This window comes from Streptomyces sp. NPDC032745 (assembly GCF_055579465.1).
Genome location: NZ_JBVING010000007.1, coordinates 22,617 through 40,640 on the forward strand (window position 1 = coordinate 22,617; position 18,024 = coordinate 40,640).

The window sequence follows — 18,024 nt, forward strand, 5'->3', positions numbered from 1 at the left end:
CCGCGCGGGTTCTGCGTTCTTCGGGGTCGGTGTGCCGGAAGGCACCGCGGCCGTGGATCTCACGCCTTGCGTCCCACTCCGCCGAAGCCCGAGAACGCGTACGGGTCCTCGGGCGCCTCGCTGTCCTCCGGGTCCTCGGTGCCCTCGGGCTGCCACAACGGCATCGACACGACACCGGGATCGACCAGCTCGAACCCGTCGAAGAAGCGGGTGATCTGCTCACCGCTGCGCATCACGAGCGGGTTGCGGATGTCCCGGTAGACGCCGACCATCCCGCCCGCGGCCTCCTGGGAGAGCGGGATGCCCTCGTAGGAGGCGTGCGTGAGCACCAGGAGGCTGCCGGGGGCCAGCGCGTCGCGCAGTTCGGCGACGGCGGCGTAGGGGTCGTCCGCGTCCTCCAGGAAGTGCAGGACGGCGACGAGCAGCAGGGCGACCGGGCGTTCGAGGTCGAGCAGCTGCGAGACCTCGGGGGCGGCCAGGATGTCCCGCGGCTTGCGCAGGTCGGCGGCGACGATGCCGGTGCGGTCGTCGCCGGCCAGGACGGCGCGGCTGTGTGCGACGGCCACCGGGTCGTGGTCCACGTAGACCACGCGGGCCTCGGGGCTGGCCGCCTGGGCGATCTCGTGGACGTTGCCGAAGGTCGGGATGCCGGAGCCGATGTCGAGGAACTGGGTGACGCCCCGGGCCACGGCGTAGCGGACGGCGCGGCGCATGAAGGCGCGGTTGGCCTGCATGATCTTGGGCAGGCCCGGCAGGAACTCCATGGCGCGGCGGGCGGCCTGGCGGTCGACCTCGAAGTTGTGGGAGCCGCCCAGGTAGTAGTCGTAGATGCGGGACACGCTCGGCACCGATATGTCGATACCTGGCGGGGCCCAGGCGGGGCGCTCCATCGGGGTCTCCAAGCCGTAGTCCTGCGCGGTCGTCCGGGATCGGACGCCTGTCCGAGCCGAATGTACTGATCATTGCCCAACGGAGCGAGCAAAAGCGGAAATTGGTGATCCGTTCTTCATCACACACCAAAGGCCTCCACGGCCCCTCCCGCAGCGAATGACCGAAACCGACAAGTCGCTTATGGGAATACGCAGGTACGTGACCGGACTGCTCCGTTCCGTGGCTCAAACCTCTACGGTCTTCGCTCCACCCGTTCAGGCGAACCACGGCCGAGCCCCGCGTGCGCGAGCGCACGTAAGCCCATGCTCCCCGGGTGAACAGAGCCTGTACCAGACGCCTGCTGGCGGTCCCGGTCCTGCTGTGGGCGGCGTTGTCCGCCACGCCGGCCGTGGCTGATAGCTGCGCCTACGCGACGATCGACGCCGGGGACGGCGCGGCCGCCGTCCGGCTGGTCGCGGCCGCCGGAAGCGGTGCGGCCGGGGCCGGCCAGGGTGGCGGACATCACGGCGCCGGGCCTCCCGGTGGCGGGGGCGGCGGCCACGGATACGGACAGGGCAACGGGCACGGAGGCCACCACGGAGGCGGCGGCCACGGGGGTCACGGGGGACACCACTGCCCGCCCCCGCCTCCCCCGCCGTGCCCGCCGAAGCCGACTCCCACCCCGCCGCCACCCCCCGCGCCGAAGCCGCCCCCGAAGCCGACTCCGCCGCCCGCGCCGCCGCCTCCGCCGGCCCCGAAGCCCACTGCGCCGCCCCCGCCCGCTCCGCAGGCGAAGCCGAAGCCGAAGCCACCCGCGCCGGCCCCGCCGAAGCCCGTACCGCCCCCGCCGCTCGAGGTGAAGGCGCCGGCCCCCGCGGCGGCGCCCCCGGCCCCGCCCCCGAAGAAGCAGGTGGCCAGGCCGGCCTACCGCACGGCGGCCGCCAAACGGCCCGAGCACCACATCTCGCCGGTGACCTTCACCTTGATGACCGCGGCTCCCGCGGTGCTCGCGATCGTCGCACTGCGCCCGCGCTAGACCCGCCCCTGCACACCCCGCACACCCCCCTCGTGACCGATTTGGGAGTCATCTTGTCGGAATGGCTCGTCCTGTCCCTCGCGATGGCCGCGGCCTGCGCCGTGGTGCTGTCCATCGCCTTCTTCAACCACCGGCGGATCGGCGACGACGACGATCCCAACGAGACCCCGGACGTCATCGAGTACATGACGATGATGATCGGGGTGATCTACGCGATCGTGCTGGGCCTGGCGATCGCCGGTGTCTGGGAGGGCCGCGGGGCCGCCCAGGAGTACGTTCGCCAGGAGGCCCAGGCCCTGCACGAGATCAGCGTCCGCTCCGAGGTCTACCCGGCCGAGGTGCGGAAGAAGATCCGCTCCGACGTCGACGCGTACGTGACGTACGTGGTGGACACGGAGTGGAAGGAGATGGCCGAAGACGGCAATCTCACCGACCGCAGCGGCGAGCTGCTGGACCGCATCCGCCGGGACGTCACGGACTACGAACCGCAGACCGACCACGAGGGGCAGGCATACCAGCCGCTGGTGGACCAGGTCGCACTGGTGGACGACGCGCGCAGCGCCCGCGGCCAGAGCGCGGGGGCGACCATGCCGGGGGTGGTGTGGTTCGGGCTGATCGCCGGTGCGCTGGTGACGGTGGGCCTGGTCTTCACCCTGCAGATCCGCCGCTCGTTCCGGGAGCTGCTGCTGGCCGGCCTGTTCAGCGCCCTGATCGCCTTCCTGCTGTTCCTGATCTGGGACTTCGACGCACCGTTCGGGCGGGGCATCGCAGCGACCGCCGAGCCCTTCCTCGCGCAGTTCCCGCATCTGGGGCTCGGCGGCTGAGGCGCCGTGGGTGCCGGCGGTACCGGGGACGGCGGGGATGCCGGGGCCCCGGCGTGCCCCCGCAGCCGCCCGGCAAACCGGGGACGGGCCTCCCGTCCCCGGTTCGGCCCATGCCCGTGCCCCATTCGCCCGTTCCTGATCGCGGGTCACCGCGGCCGCGCCTAGCGTGGCGGGCATCGAGGCGCACGACCCCCCACGTGCGGAAACCGTTCCGCGGCTGCTCCTCGGGGATCCGGAGAACAACCATGGGTGCGATACGTACCAACGCCACAGCCCTGCTGAGCGTCGGCGCCACGGGCGCCGTACTCGCGCTCGGCGTCCTCGGCGCGCCCTCCGCGGCCGCGGCCGGGGCCCAGCCCATCACCTCGTTCGGCTTCGCCATCACCCCGTCGACGGTTGCCCCCGGCGGCCAGACGGTGCTCTCCGTCACCGGCTGCAACGCCGCCTACGCCACCGCCTCCTCCGGGGTCTTCGACACCGTGAGCATCGCCCGCGGCCAGACCGCGCGGGTGACCGTCGACCGCGACGCCCGACGCGGAGCCGTGTACTCGGTCTCCTTCACCTGCAATGGGGAGACCGGTTCGGCCGACCTCACCATCACCGGCGGTACCACCCGTCCCACCACCAGTTCCACGTCGACGGCCACCGCCAGGGCCAATGCCGTCACCCGCACCGCCACCGGCGGCGCCTCCCTCGGTGTCCGCGGCGGCCTGGGCGGCAGCGTGGCCGGGATGGATCCCCGGGAGCTCGGCGCGGGCGCCGGGCTCTTCCTCACGGCTGCCGGCGGTACGGCGTACGCGCTCCGCCGCCGACGTTCCGCACGCGGCCACTGAGCGTCCTCGGCGGACACGCGACCGCCGCTCGACGAACACGCGGCAGACGAACCGGCAACGGACGGCCGACCGCGAACGGGCACACCCCACACACCAGCGCCACGGAGCACCGACCGCCGGTCGCCCCGAGTCCTGGCCGAGGATTCGGGGCGACCGGCGGTTCCCGGGCTGCGACCGGGGAGGCGACGCCGTCAGGCCCGCCCGCGGACGGGACGGCGCCGGCGCATCACGTGGACGCCCGCGCCGAGCGCCGAAGCGCCGACGAGGCTCGCCCCGATGGCGGTCTCGGCGGTGGACGGGCCGAACGAGCCGCCGATACCGCCCTGTGCGCCGTTGCCCCGCAGGATGGTGAACCGGTGCGTGGCGACCAGGCTGTTGTCGTGGCACTTGACCGACAGCGTGTGGTTGCCGGGCGAGGCGTGGTTGAAGATCCGGACGGTGGCGAACCCGATGGAGCCGGCCGAGAGGTTCGTCTGGGGAAAGTTGCCGGCCGACCAGACGGTGCCGCCGTGGCGGCAGCCGGCCGCACTGACCTGCATCGTCGAGCCCTGGTGCACGGAGTACGGGTTGACGGTGACATTGCTCGGCCCGTTGCCGCTGTTGCCCCCGTTGCCGCCCTGACCCGACGGAGATCCGCCCAGCGGGTCCGACGGGTTCGCGGCGGCGAACGGGGTACTGAGCCCGACGGCGACGAAGGCCGCCGCGGCCACGGTGAGGGCGCGGAGAACACGCATGGTGGAACCTCCAGCGGGAAGCGCCCCGGAGCGGTCGCCCGGGAAGATCGACGAGAACGCCTCCCACGACGAACCCTCGGGGCGGCTCGCAACGAGCGCATTTCCGGCTTTGGGCCGCAAGGTTGAGCGACACGCCGAGGCTCGCGCGGCTCGGCTGACGGATCCGCAGGTCACGACCCGTCAGGCATTTATGTGACGAATACCTGGATGGGCGCACCCCTTCCGGCCCCGCCACCCGTTCGCCCTTCACCGATCGCCGTCTTGCGCACGCAGCCTTAGCGTGCGTGGAGAAGGGCGTACAGGGGTGGGACAGGAACGCGGGTCGGGACCCCCGCGTCGGGAAGGGAGAGCCATGACCGAGGACGAGAGCGAGCAGCCACCGAGAAGACGATCCCCCTGGGGCGTGCTCGCACTGGTCATGCTCAGCGGCCTCGCCATGATGCGCAACGGGGCGGAGGTCGCCGACGGGCCGCCGCAGCCGACCGCGGCCGCCGCGGTCGGGGTGCCTGCCGAGCAGCTGCCGGTGAATCCGCCGGGGCAGGGCGAGCAGCCCATGCAGCACCAGCCCGCGCCGCCGGTGGAAGTGGAGCCGCTGGAGCACTCGTCGGTCCAGCGCGTCCGCATCCCCAACATCAGGGTGGACGCGCCGGTGATGACGGTCGGTCTGGACCCGCAGGGCTGGATCGAAGCCCCGCCGCCGCAGGACCCGAATCTGGCCGGCTGGTACCTCAACGGCATCTCGCCGGGGCAGCGCGGCTCGGCGGTGATCGTGGGCCACGTCGACAACGCGCAGGGCCCGGCGGTCTTCTACGGCCTGGGTTCGCTGCGCAAGGGCAACCACATCGAGGTGGAGCGGTATGACGGGCGCACGGCGGTGTTCGAGGTGTACGGGGTGGAGGTGTTCTCGAAGGAGACCTTCCCCGGAGCCCGGGTGTACGGGGACACCGGGCACGCGGAGCTCCGGGTGATCACCTGCGGCGGGGGCTACTCCAAGGCCCGGGGCTACGACGGCAACGTGGTCGTCTTCGCCCGGATGGTGGAGACGCGCTGAACGACGGCGCACCGCCCCGCCGGACGGCCCGGGGCCCGCCCCGCCGGGGGAAGGGACTCCTCAGCGGGGCGGCAGCGCGGGCAGCGTCATCCGGTAGCCCCGGGCGAGGAGCTGGGGCAGGTAGGTGCTCACCGCCTGGACGCTCTGCGAGCGGTCGCCGCCCGCGTCGTGGTTCAGCACGATCACGCCGGGCGCCGCGCCCTTGAGGACGCGCGAGACGATCGTGGTGGTGCCCGGCTCCTTCCAGTCCAGGGTGTCGACGGTCCAGGCGAGCGGTTCCATGCCCAGCTCGGCCCCGATCTCGAACGCGGCCCGGTTCCACGCCCCGTACGGCGCCCGGAACCACAGCGGCGCCTCCCCCACCGCCTGTTGTACGACCTCGCTCGTGCGGGCGATCTCGGAGGCGAGGTCGGGCCGGCTGAGCGTGGGGATGAGCGGATGGGTCCAGGTGTGGTTGCCGATGACGTGGCCCTCGGCGGCCATCCGGCGCAGCAGGTCCCGGTTGTCGGTGGCCATCTCCCCGCAGACGAAGAACATGGCGCGGACGCCGTACCGGGCGAGGGTGTCCAGGATGGCGGGCGTGTAGCGGGGGTCGGGCCCGTCGTCGAAGGTGAGCACCATGGCGCTCGCCGTGCTCGCGTCGGGGGGCAGCTCCAGGATGGGCCGGGTCCGTACGGCGGGCTTCGCGGCGGGCGGGCGCAGCGGGGTCTCGGAGGTCATGGGGCTCAGCCGGTACGCGGCCTGCCCGGGCGCCTGGGGCCGCAGGGCGCGGACTCCGCCCGGTCCGGCGGCGCCGCCGGGTCCCGGCTGTCCGACCGCCGTGCCGTCGGCGGAACCGGCGCCGAGGCCCGCGCCGGGTGCGCCGCCCGCCGTGTTCTGTCCGGGTGCTCCGGTCTCGCCGCCGGTGAGGAGTCCGGAGGCGGCGGCGACTCCGAGGAAGACGGCGGTGCGCAGGAGCATGCGTCGCCCTACTGTCAGCTCGTCATTTTTCATTATTACTACGTATCAACGACATCCCTGCAGATGTCGAGAGGCGCGAACGCGCAGGCTTCCCCTCACCCGATCAGCCGCGGCGTACCAGGGGGAACGGCAGCGTCTCGCGGATCGTCAGGCCGGTGAGGAACATGACCAGCCGGTCGACGCCGATGCCCAGACCGCCGGTCGGCGGCATGGCGTACTCCAGGGCGTCCAGGAAGTCGTTGTCCAGTTCCATCGCCTCCGGATCGCCGCCCGCCGCGAGCAGTGACTGGGCGGTGAGCCGGCGGCGCTGTTCCACCGGATCGGTCAGCTCCGAGTACGCGGTGCCCAGTTCCGTCCCGAACGCCACCAGGTCCCAGCGCTCGGCGAGGCGCGGGTCCTTGCGGTGCTGACGGGTCAGCGGGGAGACGTCGGTGGGGAAGTCCTTGTAGAAGGTCGGCAGCTTGGTCTTCTCCTCCACCAGCCGCTCGTACATCTCCAGCACCACGTCGCCGCGGGTGTCCTCGGGCGCGTGCGGTACGCCGGCCCGGTCGCAGAGCCTCCGCAGCACGGGTTCCGGGGTGTCGGCGTCGACCTCCTCGCCGAGGGCTTCGCCGATCGCTCCGTACATCGTCTTGACCGGCCAGATCCCGGAGATGTCGTGGACGACGAGCTGTCCGTCGGGGCCGGCCTTGTGGGCGACCGGCGAGCCGAAGGCGGCGGTCGCGGCGCCCTGGATCAGCTCGCGCGTGAGGTCGAGCATCACGTCGTAGTCGGCGAAGGCCTGATAGGCCTCCAGCATCGTGAACTCGGGGTTGTGCTTGTAGGAAACGCCCTCGTTGCGGAAGGTGCGGCCCATCTCGAAGACCTTCTCCAGGCCGCCGACGCACAGCCGCTTCAGGTACAGCTCGGGTGCGATGCGCAGGTACAGGTCGAGGTCGTAGGCGTTGATGTGGGTCCGGAAGGGCCGGGCGTTGGCCCCGCCGTGGATCTGCTGGAGCATCGGGGTCTCGACCTCGAGGTAGCCGCGGTCCAGCAGCCCTTGGCGCAGTGCCTGGACGGCCGCGGAGCGGGCCCGTACGACGTCCCGCGCCTCGGGGCTCGCGACCAGGTCGAGGTAGCGGCGCCGGACGCGGGCCTCGGGGTCGGCGAGACCCTTGCGCTTGTCCGGGAGCGGGCGCAGGCACTTCCCGGTGAGCTGCCAGGAGGAGACCACGAGGGACGGCTCGCCGCTGCGGCTGGCGCCGATCTCGCCGCTCGCCACCACGTGGTCGCCGAAGTCGACCTGGGAGGTGAAGGAGTCCAGTACGCCGGCGCCGCTCTCGTCGCGGGTGAACATCAGCTGCATGTCGCCGGACCAGTCGCGCAGGACGGCGAAGACCACGCCGCCGAGGTCGCGTACGAGCATCACGCGGCCGGCGAGCGTGGCCTGCTCCCCGGAGCGGGTGCCGGGCGGATGGCCGGCGAGCGTGGCCTGCTCCCCGGAGCGGGTGCCGGGCGGGTGGCCGGCGAGCGTGCTCGGCGAGTGACCGGGGAGCGTGCTGGGCGGGTGGCCGGGGAGGGCGGCCCTCAGCTCGGCCACGGTGTGGCTGCGCTGCCGGATGCCGACCGGGTACGGGTCGGTGCCGGCCGCCCGGATCCGCTCCATCTTGTCGTGGCGGACCCGGACCTGGTCGGGCAGCCGCTCGGTCCGCGCCGCCGTTTCGGCCTCCACGCCCGCGAGGTCCAGGGCGAGGGAGTCGATCGAGGGCAGTCCCTCGGTGCTGGCGGGGGCGGTGAGCCCCCTGGCGTGCCCGTTGCCCCACAGTTTGCGCAGGCTGGGTACGGAGACGAAGCCCTCGGCGATGCCGGAGGCGAGGCTGACCCGGGCGAGCGAGCCGGCGTCCTGGTAGCAGAGGAACCGCGGGTACCACTCGGGCCCGTACTTGACGTTCGAGCGGTACAGGGCCTCCAGCTGCCACCACCGGGAGAAGAACAGCAGCAGTTTGCGCCACAGCTTGAGGACGGGGCCGGCGCCGATCCGGCCGCCCTCCTCGAAGGCGGAGCGGAAGACGGCGAAGTTGAGGGAGATCCGGCGCACGCCGAGGCCCGGTGCGGCAGCGCACAGCTCGGCGACCATGAACTCCATGACGCCGTTGGGGGCGGTGCGGTCGCGGCGCATCAGGTCGAGGGAGATGCCGTCTTTGCCCCAGGGGACGAAGGACAGCAGGGCGATCAGCTCGCCCTGGGCGTCGAAGGCCTCGACGAGCAGGCAGTCCCCGTCGGCGGGGTCGCCGAGCCGGTCCAGGGCCATGGAGAACCCGCGCTCGGTCTCGGTGTCGCGCCAGGTGTCGGCGCGGTCGATGATCCGCTGCATCTCCTCCTCACTGAGGGCGGAGTGGCGGCGGATGACGCTGGTGGCTCCGGTGCGCTTGACGCGGTTGACGGCCTGGCGCGTGACGCGCATGTCGCGGCCGTCGAGGTCGAAGTGGGCGACGTGCAGGATCGCCTCGTCGCCGAGCTGGAGGGCGCTGAGCCCGGAGCGGGCGTACGCGGTGGCGCCCTCCTCCGAGGCGCCCATGACGGCGGGCTGCCAGCCGTGGCGGCGGGCGACGGTGAGCCAGGCGTCCACGGCGGGGCTCCAGGCGGCGGGGTCGCCGACCGGGTCGCCGCTGGCGAGGCAGACGCCCGCCTCGACGCGGTAGGTGACGCCGGCCCGGCCGTTGGGGGCGAAGACGACGGCCTTGTCGCGGCGGGTGGCGAAGTAGCCGAGGGAATCGCCGCGGCCGTAGGCGCCGAGCAGGGCGCGGATGCGGGGCTCCTCGTCCCCGTGCAGGGCGGCGGTCAGCCGCTGGGAGCGGAAGAGGGTCGTGGCGGCGTTCAGCAGGGCGAGGGCGCCGAAGAGGCCGAGGAAGAAGTACAGCGGGCGGGGCGGATGGCCGTCGAACTGGCGGGGCGAGACGAGGCCGCCGAAGACCTGCCGGGCGGCCCAGTCCAGCCACTGTCCCTTGGGGAGCGTGCCGGGGAACAGGGCGACCAGGCCCCAGCCGAGGAGCACCGCGGCGAGCAGGCCGAGGCCCAGGACGAGCAGGGCCCGCCAGAAGGCGCCGGGCCGGGAGGCGGCGTAGAACTCCTTGCGGGCGGCGACCAGGACCCCGAGGGCGGCGACGGCGATGGCCATCGAGGGGCCGCCGATCCAGTAGTAGTCGTCGGCGATGATCAGGAGGTCGACCAGGACGAGCAGGGCCAGATAGATGACGACGATCCACCAGGCGACCTTCTTGCGGGTGCCGAGGGCGGCGGCGAGCAGGAAGAGGAAGACGGCGTAGGCCAGGTTGGCGCTGACGGGCACCACGATCTCGTCGAGGAACCGCACGATGTGCCGCAGGAGGTGCCGCAGCGTCGGGGAGAGCGCCAGTACGGCACACAGCAGTCCGAGCGCTCCGAAGAACGCGGCGAACGCGTCGGGCACCCGGTTCAGGAAGCGGTTCCGGGTGCCCCGGGTCTCCTCCACGGTGGCACTCATGATTCGCACTGTAGGGAGGCCGACGCCGCTCCGCGCGGCGAGCACCTCTAACCTCGGAAGGGTGACTGAGCACGTGAACACGGGATTCGAACGTGGTACGGACGGCCCCAAGGTGATCCTCGCCGGGGTGGACGGGTCGGAGTCCTCCCTGCGGGCGGCGGCGTACGCGGCGGGGCTGGCCCGGCGGCAGAACGCCCTGCTGGCGCTGGTGTACGTCCAGCCGGTGATGCCGGCCGGGGCCTCGCTGGGCGCGCCGGTGGCCGACACCACCGGGGAGATCGCGGAGGGGCTGGTGGCCGAGATCCGGGACGCGGCGGAGCGGCTCAAGGGCATCTACGAGGTGCGCTGGCAGTTCCACACCTTCCGCGGCGACCCCTACGCGGGCCTGGTGAGCGCGGCGGAGGAGCTGACGGCGGACGCGGTGGTGGTCGGCGCCTCCGAGCAGGCCGGGCACCGCATCGTCGGCTCGGTGGCGGTCCGCCTGGTCAAGGCGGGCCGCTGGCCCGTCACGGTGGTTCCGTGACGGGCCGGCGGTGGCGCGAGCGGCCGGGGCGGCGGGCTACTTGGCCATCGTCAGGCCGTCCCTGGCCGCGCCGCGGCTGAGCACCGCCTCGCTGATGGCGTCCTGCGCCTGCTCGTACTCCCCGTCCGAGGACCGGGCCAGCGCTGCGGGCAGGTTGACGACCTTGCCGGCGGACAGGTCCATCATCTGCGGGATGAACTCGGCCTTGGTGACCTGCCATCGCTGACCCGCGGCGGCCGGCGGGGCGAAGGTGAAGCGGCCGATCGAGCCGTAGTTGCCGCGCATGTCCCGTGCACCCGAGTAGTTGAACATCTCGCCGGCCACCTGGTCGCCCATGCCGTAGATGATCCATGTCCCGTTGACCTTCTCGTAGGCCTGCGGGATGTGCGCGTGCGTACCCAGGATCATGTCGATGTCGGGGCGTCCGCCCGTCTGCGAGGCCGTCAGCGCCTTGCCGAGCGCGAGCTGCTTCTCGTCCGGCTCGGTCTGCCACTCCGTGCCCCAGTGCACGCTGACCAGGACCACGTCCGCGCCCGCCTTCCGGGCGGCCCGCGCATCCGTGATGATCTTGTCCTTCTCCAGCAGGTTGACGGCCCAGGGCCGGCCTTCCGGCAGCGGGTAGCCGTTCGTGTCGTAGGTGTACGCCAGGTGCGCGACCTTCGCCGAGCCCGCCGTGTACAGGGTCGGCGTGGCCGCTTCGGTCGCCGTACGGGCCGAACCGGCGTGCTTCAGACCGGCCTTGTCGAACTTGTCGAGGGTGCGCTTCAGGCCTTCGGCCCCGGCGTCCAGGGTGTGGTTCGAGGCGGTGGAACAGCCGTCGTACCCGGCGTCCTTGAGCCCGTCGGCCACCTCGGGCGGGGACTGGAAGGCCGGGTAGCCCGTGAACGGCCCGCCGTCCTCCCCGTACACGGTCTCCATATGGCAGATGGCCAGGTCGGCGGCCGAGACCACCGGCTTGACCAGGGAGAACATCGGCCTGAAGTCGTGGCCGTCGCCATCCGCGTCGGCCGCCGCCCGCTTGATGACGGAGTCGTGCGGCAGCACGTCGCCGGTCGCGACCAGGGTGAAGCCCTTCGCGGCTGCGTCCGGGGCCGCGTTGGACCCGGAGCCGCTGGACGGCGCCGGGGTACGGGAGTTGCCGAGACGGGCCGGCGCGGGATCCTTCCCGCTGGAACAGCCTGCGGCGGCCGCCGCCAGGAGGACAGCCGACAGGAGCGCGAGGGCCTGCCGGGTCTGCTTGGTCATCTGGGCCAGCTCTCATTAGTAGGACTATCTGACTATCTGTAATCCATGGAGGTGGACGTCACCAGTCGGGGAACGGCTGCAGGGGCGCCCCGCCTCACCCGGGCGGCCGTTCGCCGCGCCGTTCGACCGTTCACCGCCGGGCGCGGCCGCCCACCGGATGACCGGGGTGCTTGGGCGCAACGCCGGGACGGGACGGTTCCCGGGGCGCTCCGTGCAGGTGAGGGTGAGTCCGTCGGACCCGAACGGACCCAGGAAGGAGCCACTCGTGCCCCTCTCCCCCACCCTCCTGCGCACGGACCCCGAGGCGCTGGCCGAACTCCAGCGCGACCACGGGCGGGCCCTGTTCGGTTTCCTGCTCGGCCTCACGGCCGGCGACTCCCAGCGCGCCGAGGACCTCGTACAGGAGACCCTGGTCCGGGCCTGGCAGCACCCGGAGGTGCTGGAGAGCGACCACGAGTCCATGCGGCCCTGGCTGTTCACCGTGGCGCGGCGCCTGGCGATCGACGCCCGGCGGGCGCGGCTGTCACGGCCGCAGGAGGTGGACCCGGAGGGGCTGGAGCAGGCGCCCGCACCCGAGGACGCGGTGGCCGGCTCGGTCACGGCGATCGACGTCCGGCGGGCCGTGGGCTCGCTCGGGCCGGAGCACCGTGCGGTGCTGATGCAGGTCTACTTCCAGGACCGCTCGGTGGCCGAGGCGGCGGCCGAACTCGGGATTCCGGCAGGAACGGTCAAATCCCGTACGTACTACGCACTGCGCGCCCTGAAGAAGGGCCTCCAGGGGTACGGCTACGACCTCGGTGCCTGAGCACCGGGGGGAACCACGCAGCGAACGAACCGAATGCACGCGGATCGGACACAAAGCACATCGAAATCGGCCTCAGAGCGTTCAAGTTGAGTAAACATCCCCCGTTCCGCGCGCCGCTCGGTGAAGGCTCATGGCTGACGACGGGAAGCTCGACGCGCGGGAGAAGGTGGAACGGTGCAGCCCGAGGGTACGAACGGCACCAGTGACGGCGGGCTCGCGGTGCCCATGGCATGGCTCTATGCGGAGTACATCGCCGACGAACTGCTGCGCACGGGCCGGTTGATCCCGGTCAGTACCCTGGAGTTCCGCGCCGGGCGGGACACGCTCGCGCTGACGATCTACCTCTCCGACGCGGCCGGCGAGCTCTCCGGGATCCGGGTGGTCTCGCAGCTCGACGAATGGCTGTCGCTGACGGCGTACGGGCACCCCTGGCGCGACTGGGTGCACACCCGGTTCCTCGCGCTGGGCGAGGAGGCGAGGGAGCGCGGCCGCGGGGAGGACCCGGACCTCGAACTGGCCCGGGCGGCCTGGCGCTGGCTGGACCGCACCGAACTGTTCGCCACCAACCTCGACCCGGGCCGGCACGGCCACGCCGACACCCCGCTGGGCCTGGACGAGAACGCTCGGGTGTGGACACCGGCGTGGCAGCTCGGGCTGCCGCTGGGCCACTTGGCGATGCACCTGTTCTGACGCGGGGCACGGGTCGAGACGCGGGACGGGGCTCCGGCGCCGGTCACGTGCTCCGAAGCGGGATCCTCGCGGTCAGGCGGGCCGGTGCGGGCCCGGCGCCTCGGCCGGATCCATCACCAGGCCGGTGAAATCTGCCTCGTTGCGCTCGGCCCGGGTGACGTACCACCGGGCGATCAGCCACATCACCGGGTACACCACCAGGCCGAGCGCCACCCAGACCAGCGGCCCCGACGCGGAGCGCGGCAGCGCGAACAGCACCGGCAGCGTACCGACGAGCAGCGCGAGGGCGCCCAGCGCGCCGAGCCCGGCCCGGAGCTGGCTGCGCATCAGTGCCCGTACGTAGGTGGCGCCCAGGGTGGTCTGCTCGGAGATCTCGGAGCGGGCCGGGGTGTGTGCGGGCGGACGGCGGCGGGCGCCGCGGGGCACGCCCGTGACGATCTCCCGCCGGGGCGACGGCGGCTGCTGGTGCTGCGGCTGCTGCTCGGCCATGGAGCCGGAGTCTACGCAGGGGGACGTCATTTGAGGAGACGGGACAGCCTCCGGTCGGCGAGCGGCTTGCCCCCGGTCTGGCAGGTCGGGCAGTACTGGAGCGAGGAGTCGGCGAACGACACCGAGCGGACGGTGTCCCCGCACACCGGGCACGGCTCACCCTCCCGGCCGTGCACCCGCAGCCCGCTCTTCTTCTCGGCCTTGAGGTTCCCGGCGGCCACGCCGTGCGCGCGGTCGACGGCCTCGCGCAGGGTCCGCCGGACGGCCTCGTACAGGTGGGTGACCTGCTCCTCGTCGAAGGAGGCGGCCAGTTTGAAGGGCGACACCTTCGCCGCGTGCAGGATCTCGTCGCTGTAGGCGTTCCCGATCCCCGCGATGACGCCCTGATCGCGCAGCACGCCCTTGATCTGCCGCCGTTCCCCGGCGAGGAGCGCGGCGAACGCGTCCCGGTCGAAGCCCTCGGCGAGCGGGTCCGGGCCGAGGCGGGCGATGCCGGGTACCTCCCGGGGGTCGCGGACGACGTACACCGCGAGGCGCTTCTGCGTGCCCGCCTCGGTGAGGTCGAAGCCGCCGCCGCCCTCGAGGACGACGCGCAGCGCGAGCGACCCCTTGCCGGGGCGCGGCGGCCGCTCGGGCATCGTGTCCTGCCAGCGGAGCCAGCCGGCCCGGGCCAGGTGGGTAACGAGGTGGAGTTCGCCGATCCGGATCGCGAGGAACTTGCCGTGCCGGGTGGTGGACCCGGCGGGCCGCCCTTCGAGGGCGGTGAGCGGCGGATCGTACGTCTTGAGCACGCTGACGGCGAGCGGGAGGACGCGCTCCACCACCCGCCCGGCGAGGTGCTCGTCGAGGAACTCCCTCAGGGCCTCGACCTCGGGCAGCTCGGGCATGCACCCAGCCTGCCGCGCGAGCCCCGTCCCGGCGACCCGGACCGGGAGCTGCGCACCGGGCCTGCGCCGCTGCCGGGGCTCCGCCCCGGAGCCCGGGCGGCGATGGAGGTCAGGACATCGCGAACTCGCACCAGACGCACTTGCCGCTGCCCCGGGACTCCACGCCCCAGACGTCCGCGAGGCGGTCCACCAGCATCAGGCCTCGGCCCGAGACGCCCGATTCGCCGGCCTCGCGGCGGCGCGGCAGTGCGCTGGAGCGGTCCTCGACCTCGACGCGGAGTCTGCGCTGCGCGCCCGGCAGGACCCTGAGGGTCACGATCGCCGGGCCGTCCGTGTGCATGAGGGCGTTCACGATGAGCTCGTCCGCGACGAGTTCGATCTCGTCGGACCGTTCCCGCGCGCCCCAGGACCGGACCGCCGCGCCGATCATGTGACGGGCGGCGACCAGGGCTTCCGGGTCTCCCGGGGCCACGTGCTGCTGGAGGCGGCCGCCGCCCTGCGGGGCCTCCTCCGCCTGGCGGCGCAGCAGGAGCAGCGCCATGTCGTCGTCGCCGCCCCGCTCGTCGATCACCCCGCACAGCCGGTCCGCGAGCCGTGGCAGGTCCGCCGGTCCGCTCCGGACCAGCGCGGTGAGCAGCTGGATCCCGTCGTCCAGATCGGCGCCGGGATGCTCCACGAGGCCGTCCGTGCAGAGCAGGATGGTTTCCCCCGGGTCCAGTTCCACGGTGGTCACCGGGTACTCCAGGCGGCCGAACTCCGCCGACAGGCCCAGCGGCATCCCGCCCTCCACCGGCAGCCGCCGGCAGTCGCCGTCCCGGGTGCGCAGCAGCGGGTCGATGTGGCCGGCCCGGACCAGCTGGAGCACGCCCGTGGTGAGGTCGGCCTCCACGTACGTACAGGTCGCGAAGCGGTCGGTGTCGAGTTCGTGCAGGAAGACCGAGGCCCGGGCCATGACGGTGCCCGGCGAGTGGCCTTCGGCGGCGTACGCGCGCAGTACGATCCGCAGCTGGCCCATGACCGCCGCGGCGTGCGTGTCGTGGCCCTGGACGTCGCCGATGACCGCCCCGACCCGGCCTCCCGGCAGCGGGATGACGTCGTACCAGTCGCCTCCGATGTCCTGGCCCATCCGGGCGGAGCGGTATCGTACGGCGATCTCCGCACCCGGCACCGAGGGGATCCGGCGCGGGAGCATCGCCTGCTGGAGGCCTTCCGCCAGGTCGTGTTCCTGCTCCAGCAGCATCGCCCGCTGGAGGCTCTGCGCGATGCTGCTGCCCAGTGCGACCAGCAGGTTCCGCTCGTCCTGGGTGAAGCCGTCCTTGTCCTGGTAGAGCAGTCCGATCGCGCCGATGGGGCGGGCCTGGGCGATCAGCGGCAGGTAGGCGGCCGCCGAGATCTCCATGGACGAGATCTTCGACCAGAGATCGGGATAGCCCTCGGCGAACTCCTTCGCGGAGTCGAGGAAGCGCGGTTGCAGCGAGCGGACGACCTCGCTCATCGGGTACTGCTCGTCGATCCGGGTGTACCGGGTGCCGGGTACGAAACTTTCGGCGGGCCCCTCGGCCACGAGGTGGATCCGCCCGGCCTCGACCAGGCCCATCACCATGCCCATGGAGCCGAGCCGCTCCAGGCCGTGGGCGTCGCCGATGACGTCGATGACGTCCTGGACGGTCCGGGCGTGGGCGAGTGCGGCGGTGGTGCTCTCGACCACGGAGGTCTGACGGCGCCGCGCCTCGTCGAGGCCGAGGCGTTCCGCCGAGTGGCTGAGCTCGTCGGTGGCGTCGCGGACGATGCCGATGATCCGGAAGGGGCGGCCGTCGGGGCCGCGCATGACACGGCCCTGGGTGTGCGTCCAGCGCAGCCGGCCGTCCTGGCAGCGGATCCGGAAGTAGGCGCCGTAGTTGTCCTCGGCGCTCTTCAGGGCGCTGGACACGAGGGCGTCGAGCCGGACCGCCTCGGTGGGCGGGAGGCGCGGGGCGAGGGATTCGGGCCGTCCGTCGTACTCCTCGGGCGTCATGTCGTAGACGTCGAGGGCCGCTGCGTCCATGTGCAGGAGACCGGTGTCCAGGTCCCAGTCGAAACTGCCCATGCGGTTCAGCGAGAGCGACCGGTCCGGGTGTGCGGGCCAGTCGTCCGGCAGCGATACGGTGGTCGGCACCGATCCACCATGACACACGGGCCGGTCAGGCGCTCTCCAACGAGCGGGCGGCATCCGGGAGCGGCTGTTGCGGGTCCGGGAGGCCGAAGGGGTCGTGCGGGGCGAACGGGTCGTCGGCGTCGTACGGGGCGTTCGGCGGCTGCACCGGGCCGTCGGACCCCGGCGGGATCCCCGGGTCGGCCGGAACCTGCGGGGACGCACCGGAGGGGACGTCCGAGAGGGCGTCCGGCGGGACGTCGCCCGGCGGGTTCCCGGGCGCATCGGAGCGCGGACGCGCGGGCGGCTGCCCGGGCTGCTGCCGCTGTGGAACCGGTTGCGTGCCCGCCTCGGGCCGGTCCGGCCGGGCCGGCCGGTCCGGCCGGGCCTGCTCGCCCTGCGGCACGCAGTCCGTGGCCTGGGGGGCGGGGACCCCGGCGGAACCACCCGGCGGCTTCGGCGGGGCGGGCGGCGCCGTCCTGGCCAGGCCGTTCGCACCCGCGTTCGCATCGTTGTCCGTCTCGGGCGGGGCACACGGCTCGGCCGACGCGGCCCCGGGCGCGGTCACAGGGCCTACGGGAATGCCGTCCGCCGGGTCGAATGCGGGCACCACCTGCGGGGTGCGGTCCTGGGCGCCGTCGTCGCCGGTCTTGCGCTCGAGCCAGGTGTTGTCGGCGATGTTCGCGATGACCAGGCTCTTGATCGCGTTCGGGGTCGGCTCGATGACGATGACCTGCTGGGGCTGGTAGCCGCTCCACCGGTCCCCCTTGAGCTCCGGGGAGCCCTTGGAGGCGCGCGGCGCGAGCAGCGGATTTCCGCAGGCGCACCGGACGCGCGGCATTCCGTGGTCGTCGACGAGGACGGCGGTGCCGGCCTGCAGGACGGACTGGAAGCCGGCCGCGCGGCCGTCGCGGAAGGCGTGGTTCGTGACCCGGGTGTCGGCGCGGAGCACGACCGGGGTGAGGCCGCGCAGGAACTCGGGGATCTTCGAGGTCTCGATGGAAGCGCCCTGGGCGAAGGCCTTGGCCTTGGCGTCGTCCTCGGTGAGGGTGCGCAGCTGCTGTTCCACGTCGCAGCTGCCCAGCCGCTGGGTACCGCCGTACAGCCCGGGGGTGGCCGCGTTGACGGTCCGGATGCCCTGGCCGGTCGGGTTGGGCAGCGGGGGCTGCGCGGGGGCGGACTCGCGGGTGGCGGAGGAGGTGGTGAAGGGGTCGGGCCCGGCCGTGGCCACCGGCTGGAGCAGGACCTCGTGGCTCTCGGGTCCGGGCGCGCTCTTGGGCTCCTCGGAGCTGCCGCAGGCCGCGGCGAGCAGACCGAGGAGCGTGAAGAGGGCTGCGCGGGCCGGTGTATGACGACGCGGCGCCTGACGGGGTGTCCGTACGTTCACGTTGATTCTCCCTTTTCGCCCCGGTTGCTCCCTCCTGTCTGCCGCATCCGCGGGAGG

Annotated in this window: 16 protein-coding genes; 7 read left to right on the top strand and 9 right to left on the bottom strand. The window is 72.9% G+C overall.

The window, feature by feature from the left end; all coding sequences use genetic code 11:
* Window positions 1-59 precede the first annotated feature (59 nt).
* Window positions 60-890: an SAM-dependent methyltransferase gene (locus ACZ5WG_RS19345; protein ID WP_468724590.1), complete on the bottom strand. Its 831-nt coding sequence runs from the start codon at window positions 888-890 to the stop codon at window positions 60-62.
* Between the two features lie 314 nt (window positions 891-1,204).
* Here ACZ5WG_RS19345 and ACZ5WG_RS19350 point away from each other — a divergent pair, with 314 nt between their 5' ends.
* The 3 genes from ACZ5WG_RS19350 (at window position 1,205) to ACZ5WG_RS19360 (ending at window position 3,563) form a co-directional block, all read left to right on the top strand.
* Complete coding sequence (locus ACZ5WG_RS19350) at window positions 1,205-1,906, top strand: hypothetical protein (RefSeq protein WP_468724592.1); 702 nt, start codon at window positions 1,205-1,207, stop codon at window positions 1,904-1,906.
* A 53-nt stretch (window positions 1,907-1,959) separates the two neighbouring features.
* The gene (locus ACZ5WG_RS19355; RefSeq protein WP_468725047.1) at window positions 1,960-2,730 is read left to right on the top strand and encodes a bestrophin-like domain; all 771 of its coding nucleotides are present in this window, start codon (window positions 1,960-1,962) and stop codon (window positions 2,728-2,730) included.
* Between the two features lie 245 nt (window positions 2,731-2,975).
* On the top strand, window positions 2,976-3,563 hold the full coding sequence (locus tag ACZ5WG_RS19360) for a hypothetical protein (RefSeq protein ID WP_468724593.1): 588 nt from the start codon (window positions 2,976-2,978) through the stop codon (window positions 3,561-3,563).
* Window positions 3,564-3,754: 191 nt separating this feature from the next.
* On the opposite strand, the gene ACZ5WG_RS19365 is transcribed toward ACZ5WG_RS19360, so the two are convergent.
* Complete coding sequence (locus tag ACZ5WG_RS19365) at window positions 3,755-4,297, bottom strand: hypothetical protein (RefSeq protein WP_468724594.1); 543 nt, start codon at window positions 4,295-4,297, stop codon at window positions 3,755-3,757.
* Between the two features lie 352 nt (window positions 4,298-4,649).
* On the opposite strand from ACZ5WG_RS19365, the gene ACZ5WG_RS19370 reads away from it, so the two are divergent.
* Complete coding sequence (locus ACZ5WG_RS19370) at window positions 4,650-5,348, top strand: class F sortase (protein WP_468724595.1); 699 nt, start codon at window positions 4,650-4,652, stop codon at window positions 5,346-5,348.
* Between the two features lie 60 nt (window positions 5,349-5,408).
* Here the strand turns inward: ACZ5WG_RS19370 and ACZ5WG_RS19375 are convergent, their stop codons facing one another.
* Window positions 5,409-6,308 carry a polysaccharide deacetylase family protein gene (locus tag ACZ5WG_RS19375; protein ID WP_468724596.1) on the bottom strand — a complete coding sequence of 300 codons (900 nt, stop codon included), beginning with the start codon at window positions 6,306-6,308 and terminating at the stop codon, window positions 5,409-5,411.
* A 103-nt stretch (window positions 6,309-6,411) separates the two neighbouring features.
* Window positions 6,412-9,810, bottom strand: coding sequence for a bifunctional lysylphosphatidylglycerol synthetase/lysine--tRNA ligase LysX (lysX, locus tag ACZ5WG_RS19380; protein WP_468724597.1), 3,399 nt, complete (start codon window positions 9,808-9,810; stop codon window positions 6,412-6,414).
* Between the two features lie 61 nt (window positions 9,811-9,871).
* Here lysX and ACZ5WG_RS19385 point away from each other — a divergent pair, with 61 nt between their 5' ends.
* Complete coding sequence (locus ACZ5WG_RS19385; protein ID WP_053788778.1) at window positions 9,872-10,333, top strand: universal stress protein; 462 nt, start codon at window positions 9,872-9,874, stop codon at window positions 10,331-10,333.
* A gap of 36 nt (window positions 10,334-10,369) precedes the next feature.
* Here ACZ5WG_RS19385 and ACZ5WG_RS19390 read toward each other — a convergent pair whose 3' ends face one another.
* Window positions 10,370-11,578 carry a CapA family protein gene (locus ACZ5WG_RS19390; RefSeq protein WP_468724598.1) on the bottom strand — a complete coding sequence of 403 codons (1,209 nt, stop codon included), beginning with the start codon at window positions 11,576-11,578 and terminating at the stop codon, window positions 10,370-10,372.
* A gap of 265 nt (window positions 11,579-11,843) precedes the next feature.
* Between ACZ5WG_RS19390 and ACZ5WG_RS19395 the strand changes: the two genes are divergently transcribed.
* Together ACZ5WG_RS19395 and ACZ5WG_RS19400 are read left to right on the top strand one after the other, a co-directional pair.
* Entirely contained in the window at window positions 11,844-12,383 is a 540-nt protein-coding gene (locus ACZ5WG_RS19395) for a sigma-70 family RNA polymerase sigma factor (RefSeq protein WP_468724599.1), read from the top strand.
* 225 nt (window positions 12,384-12,608) lie between these two features.
* Complete coding sequence (locus ACZ5WG_RS19400) at window positions 12,609-13,073, top strand: hypothetical protein (RefSeq protein ID WP_468725049.1); 465 nt, start codon at window positions 12,609-12,611, stop codon at window positions 13,071-13,073.
* 72 nt (window positions 13,074-13,145) lie between these two features.
* On the opposite strand, the gene ACZ5WG_RS19405 is transcribed toward ACZ5WG_RS19400, so the two are convergent.
* The 4 genes from ACZ5WG_RS19405 to ACZ5WG_RS19420 form a co-directional block, all read right to left on the bottom strand.
* On the bottom strand, window positions 13,146-13,562 hold the full coding sequence (locus ACZ5WG_RS19405; protein WP_468724601.1) for a hypothetical protein: 417 nt from the start codon (window positions 13,560-13,562) through the stop codon (window positions 13,146-13,148).
* Window positions 13,563-13,588: 26 nt separating this feature from the next.
* On the bottom strand, window positions 13,589-14,449 hold the full coding sequence (locus tag ACZ5WG_RS19410; RefSeq protein ID WP_468724602.1) for an Fpg/Nei family DNA glycosylase: 861 nt from the start codon (window positions 14,447-14,449) through the stop codon (window positions 13,589-13,591).
* Window positions 14,450-14,558: 109 nt separating this feature from the next.
* Window positions 14,559-16,658: a SpoIIE family protein phosphatase gene (locus tag ACZ5WG_RS19415; RefSeq protein ID WP_468724603.1), complete on the bottom strand. Its 2,100-nt coding sequence runs from the start codon at window positions 16,656-16,658 to the stop codon at window positions 14,559-14,561.
* On the bottom strand, window positions 16,630-17,967 hold the full coding sequence (locus tag ACZ5WG_RS19420; protein WP_468724604.1) for a DUF6777 domain-containing protein: 1,338 nt from the start codon (window positions 17,965-17,967) through the stop codon (window positions 16,630-16,632). Before ACZ5WG_RS19420 ends, ACZ5WG_RS19415 begins: the two co-directional genes overlap by 29 nt.
* Window positions 17,968-18,024: the final 57 nt, after the last annotated feature.

Coding starts and splice junctions, on each gene's coding strand:
- ACZ5WG_RS19405 (WP_468724601.1), bottom strand. CDS start 13,562: ATGGCCGAGCAGCAGCCGCAGCACCAGCAGCCGCCGTCGCCCCGGCGG.
- ACZ5WG_RS19360 (WP_468724593.1), top strand. CDS start 2,976: ATGGGTGCGATACGTACCAACGCCACAGCCCTGCTGAGCGTCGGCGCC.
- ACZ5WG_RS19400 (WP_468725049.1), top strand. CDS start 12,609: ATGGCATGGCTCTATGCGGAGTACATCGCCGACGAACTGCTGCGCACG.
- ACZ5WG_RS19410 (WP_468724602.1), bottom strand. CDS start 14,449: ATGCCCGAGCTGCCCGAGGTCGAGGCCCTGAGGGAGTTCCTCGACGAG.
- ACZ5WG_RS19365 (WP_468724594.1), bottom strand. CDS start 4,297: ATGCGTGTTCTCCGCGCCCTCACCGTGGCCGCGGCGGCCTTCGTCGCC.
- ACZ5WG_RS19345 (WP_468724590.1), bottom strand. CDS start 890: ATGGAGCGCCCCGCCTGGGCCCCGCCAGGTATCGACATATCGGTGCCG.
- lysX (WP_468724597.1), bottom strand. CDS start 9,810: ATGAGTGCCACCGTGGAGGAGACCCGGGGCACCCGGAACCGCTTCCTG.
- ACZ5WG_RS19415 (WP_468724603.1), bottom strand. CDS start 16,658: ATGCCGCCCGCTCGTTGGAGAGCGCCTGACCGGCCCGTGTGTCATGGT.
- ACZ5WG_RS19370 (WP_468724595.1), top strand. CDS start 4,650: ATGACCGAGGACGAGAGCGAGCAGCCACCGAGAAGACGATCCCCCTGG.
- ACZ5WG_RS19390 (WP_468724598.1), bottom strand. CDS start 11,578: ATGACCAAGCAGACCCGGCAGGCCCTCGCGCTCCTGTCGGCTGTCCTC.
- ACZ5WG_RS19375 (WP_468724596.1), bottom strand. CDS start 6,308: ATGCTCCTGCGCACCGCCGTCTTCCTCGGAGTCGCCGCCGCCTCCGGA.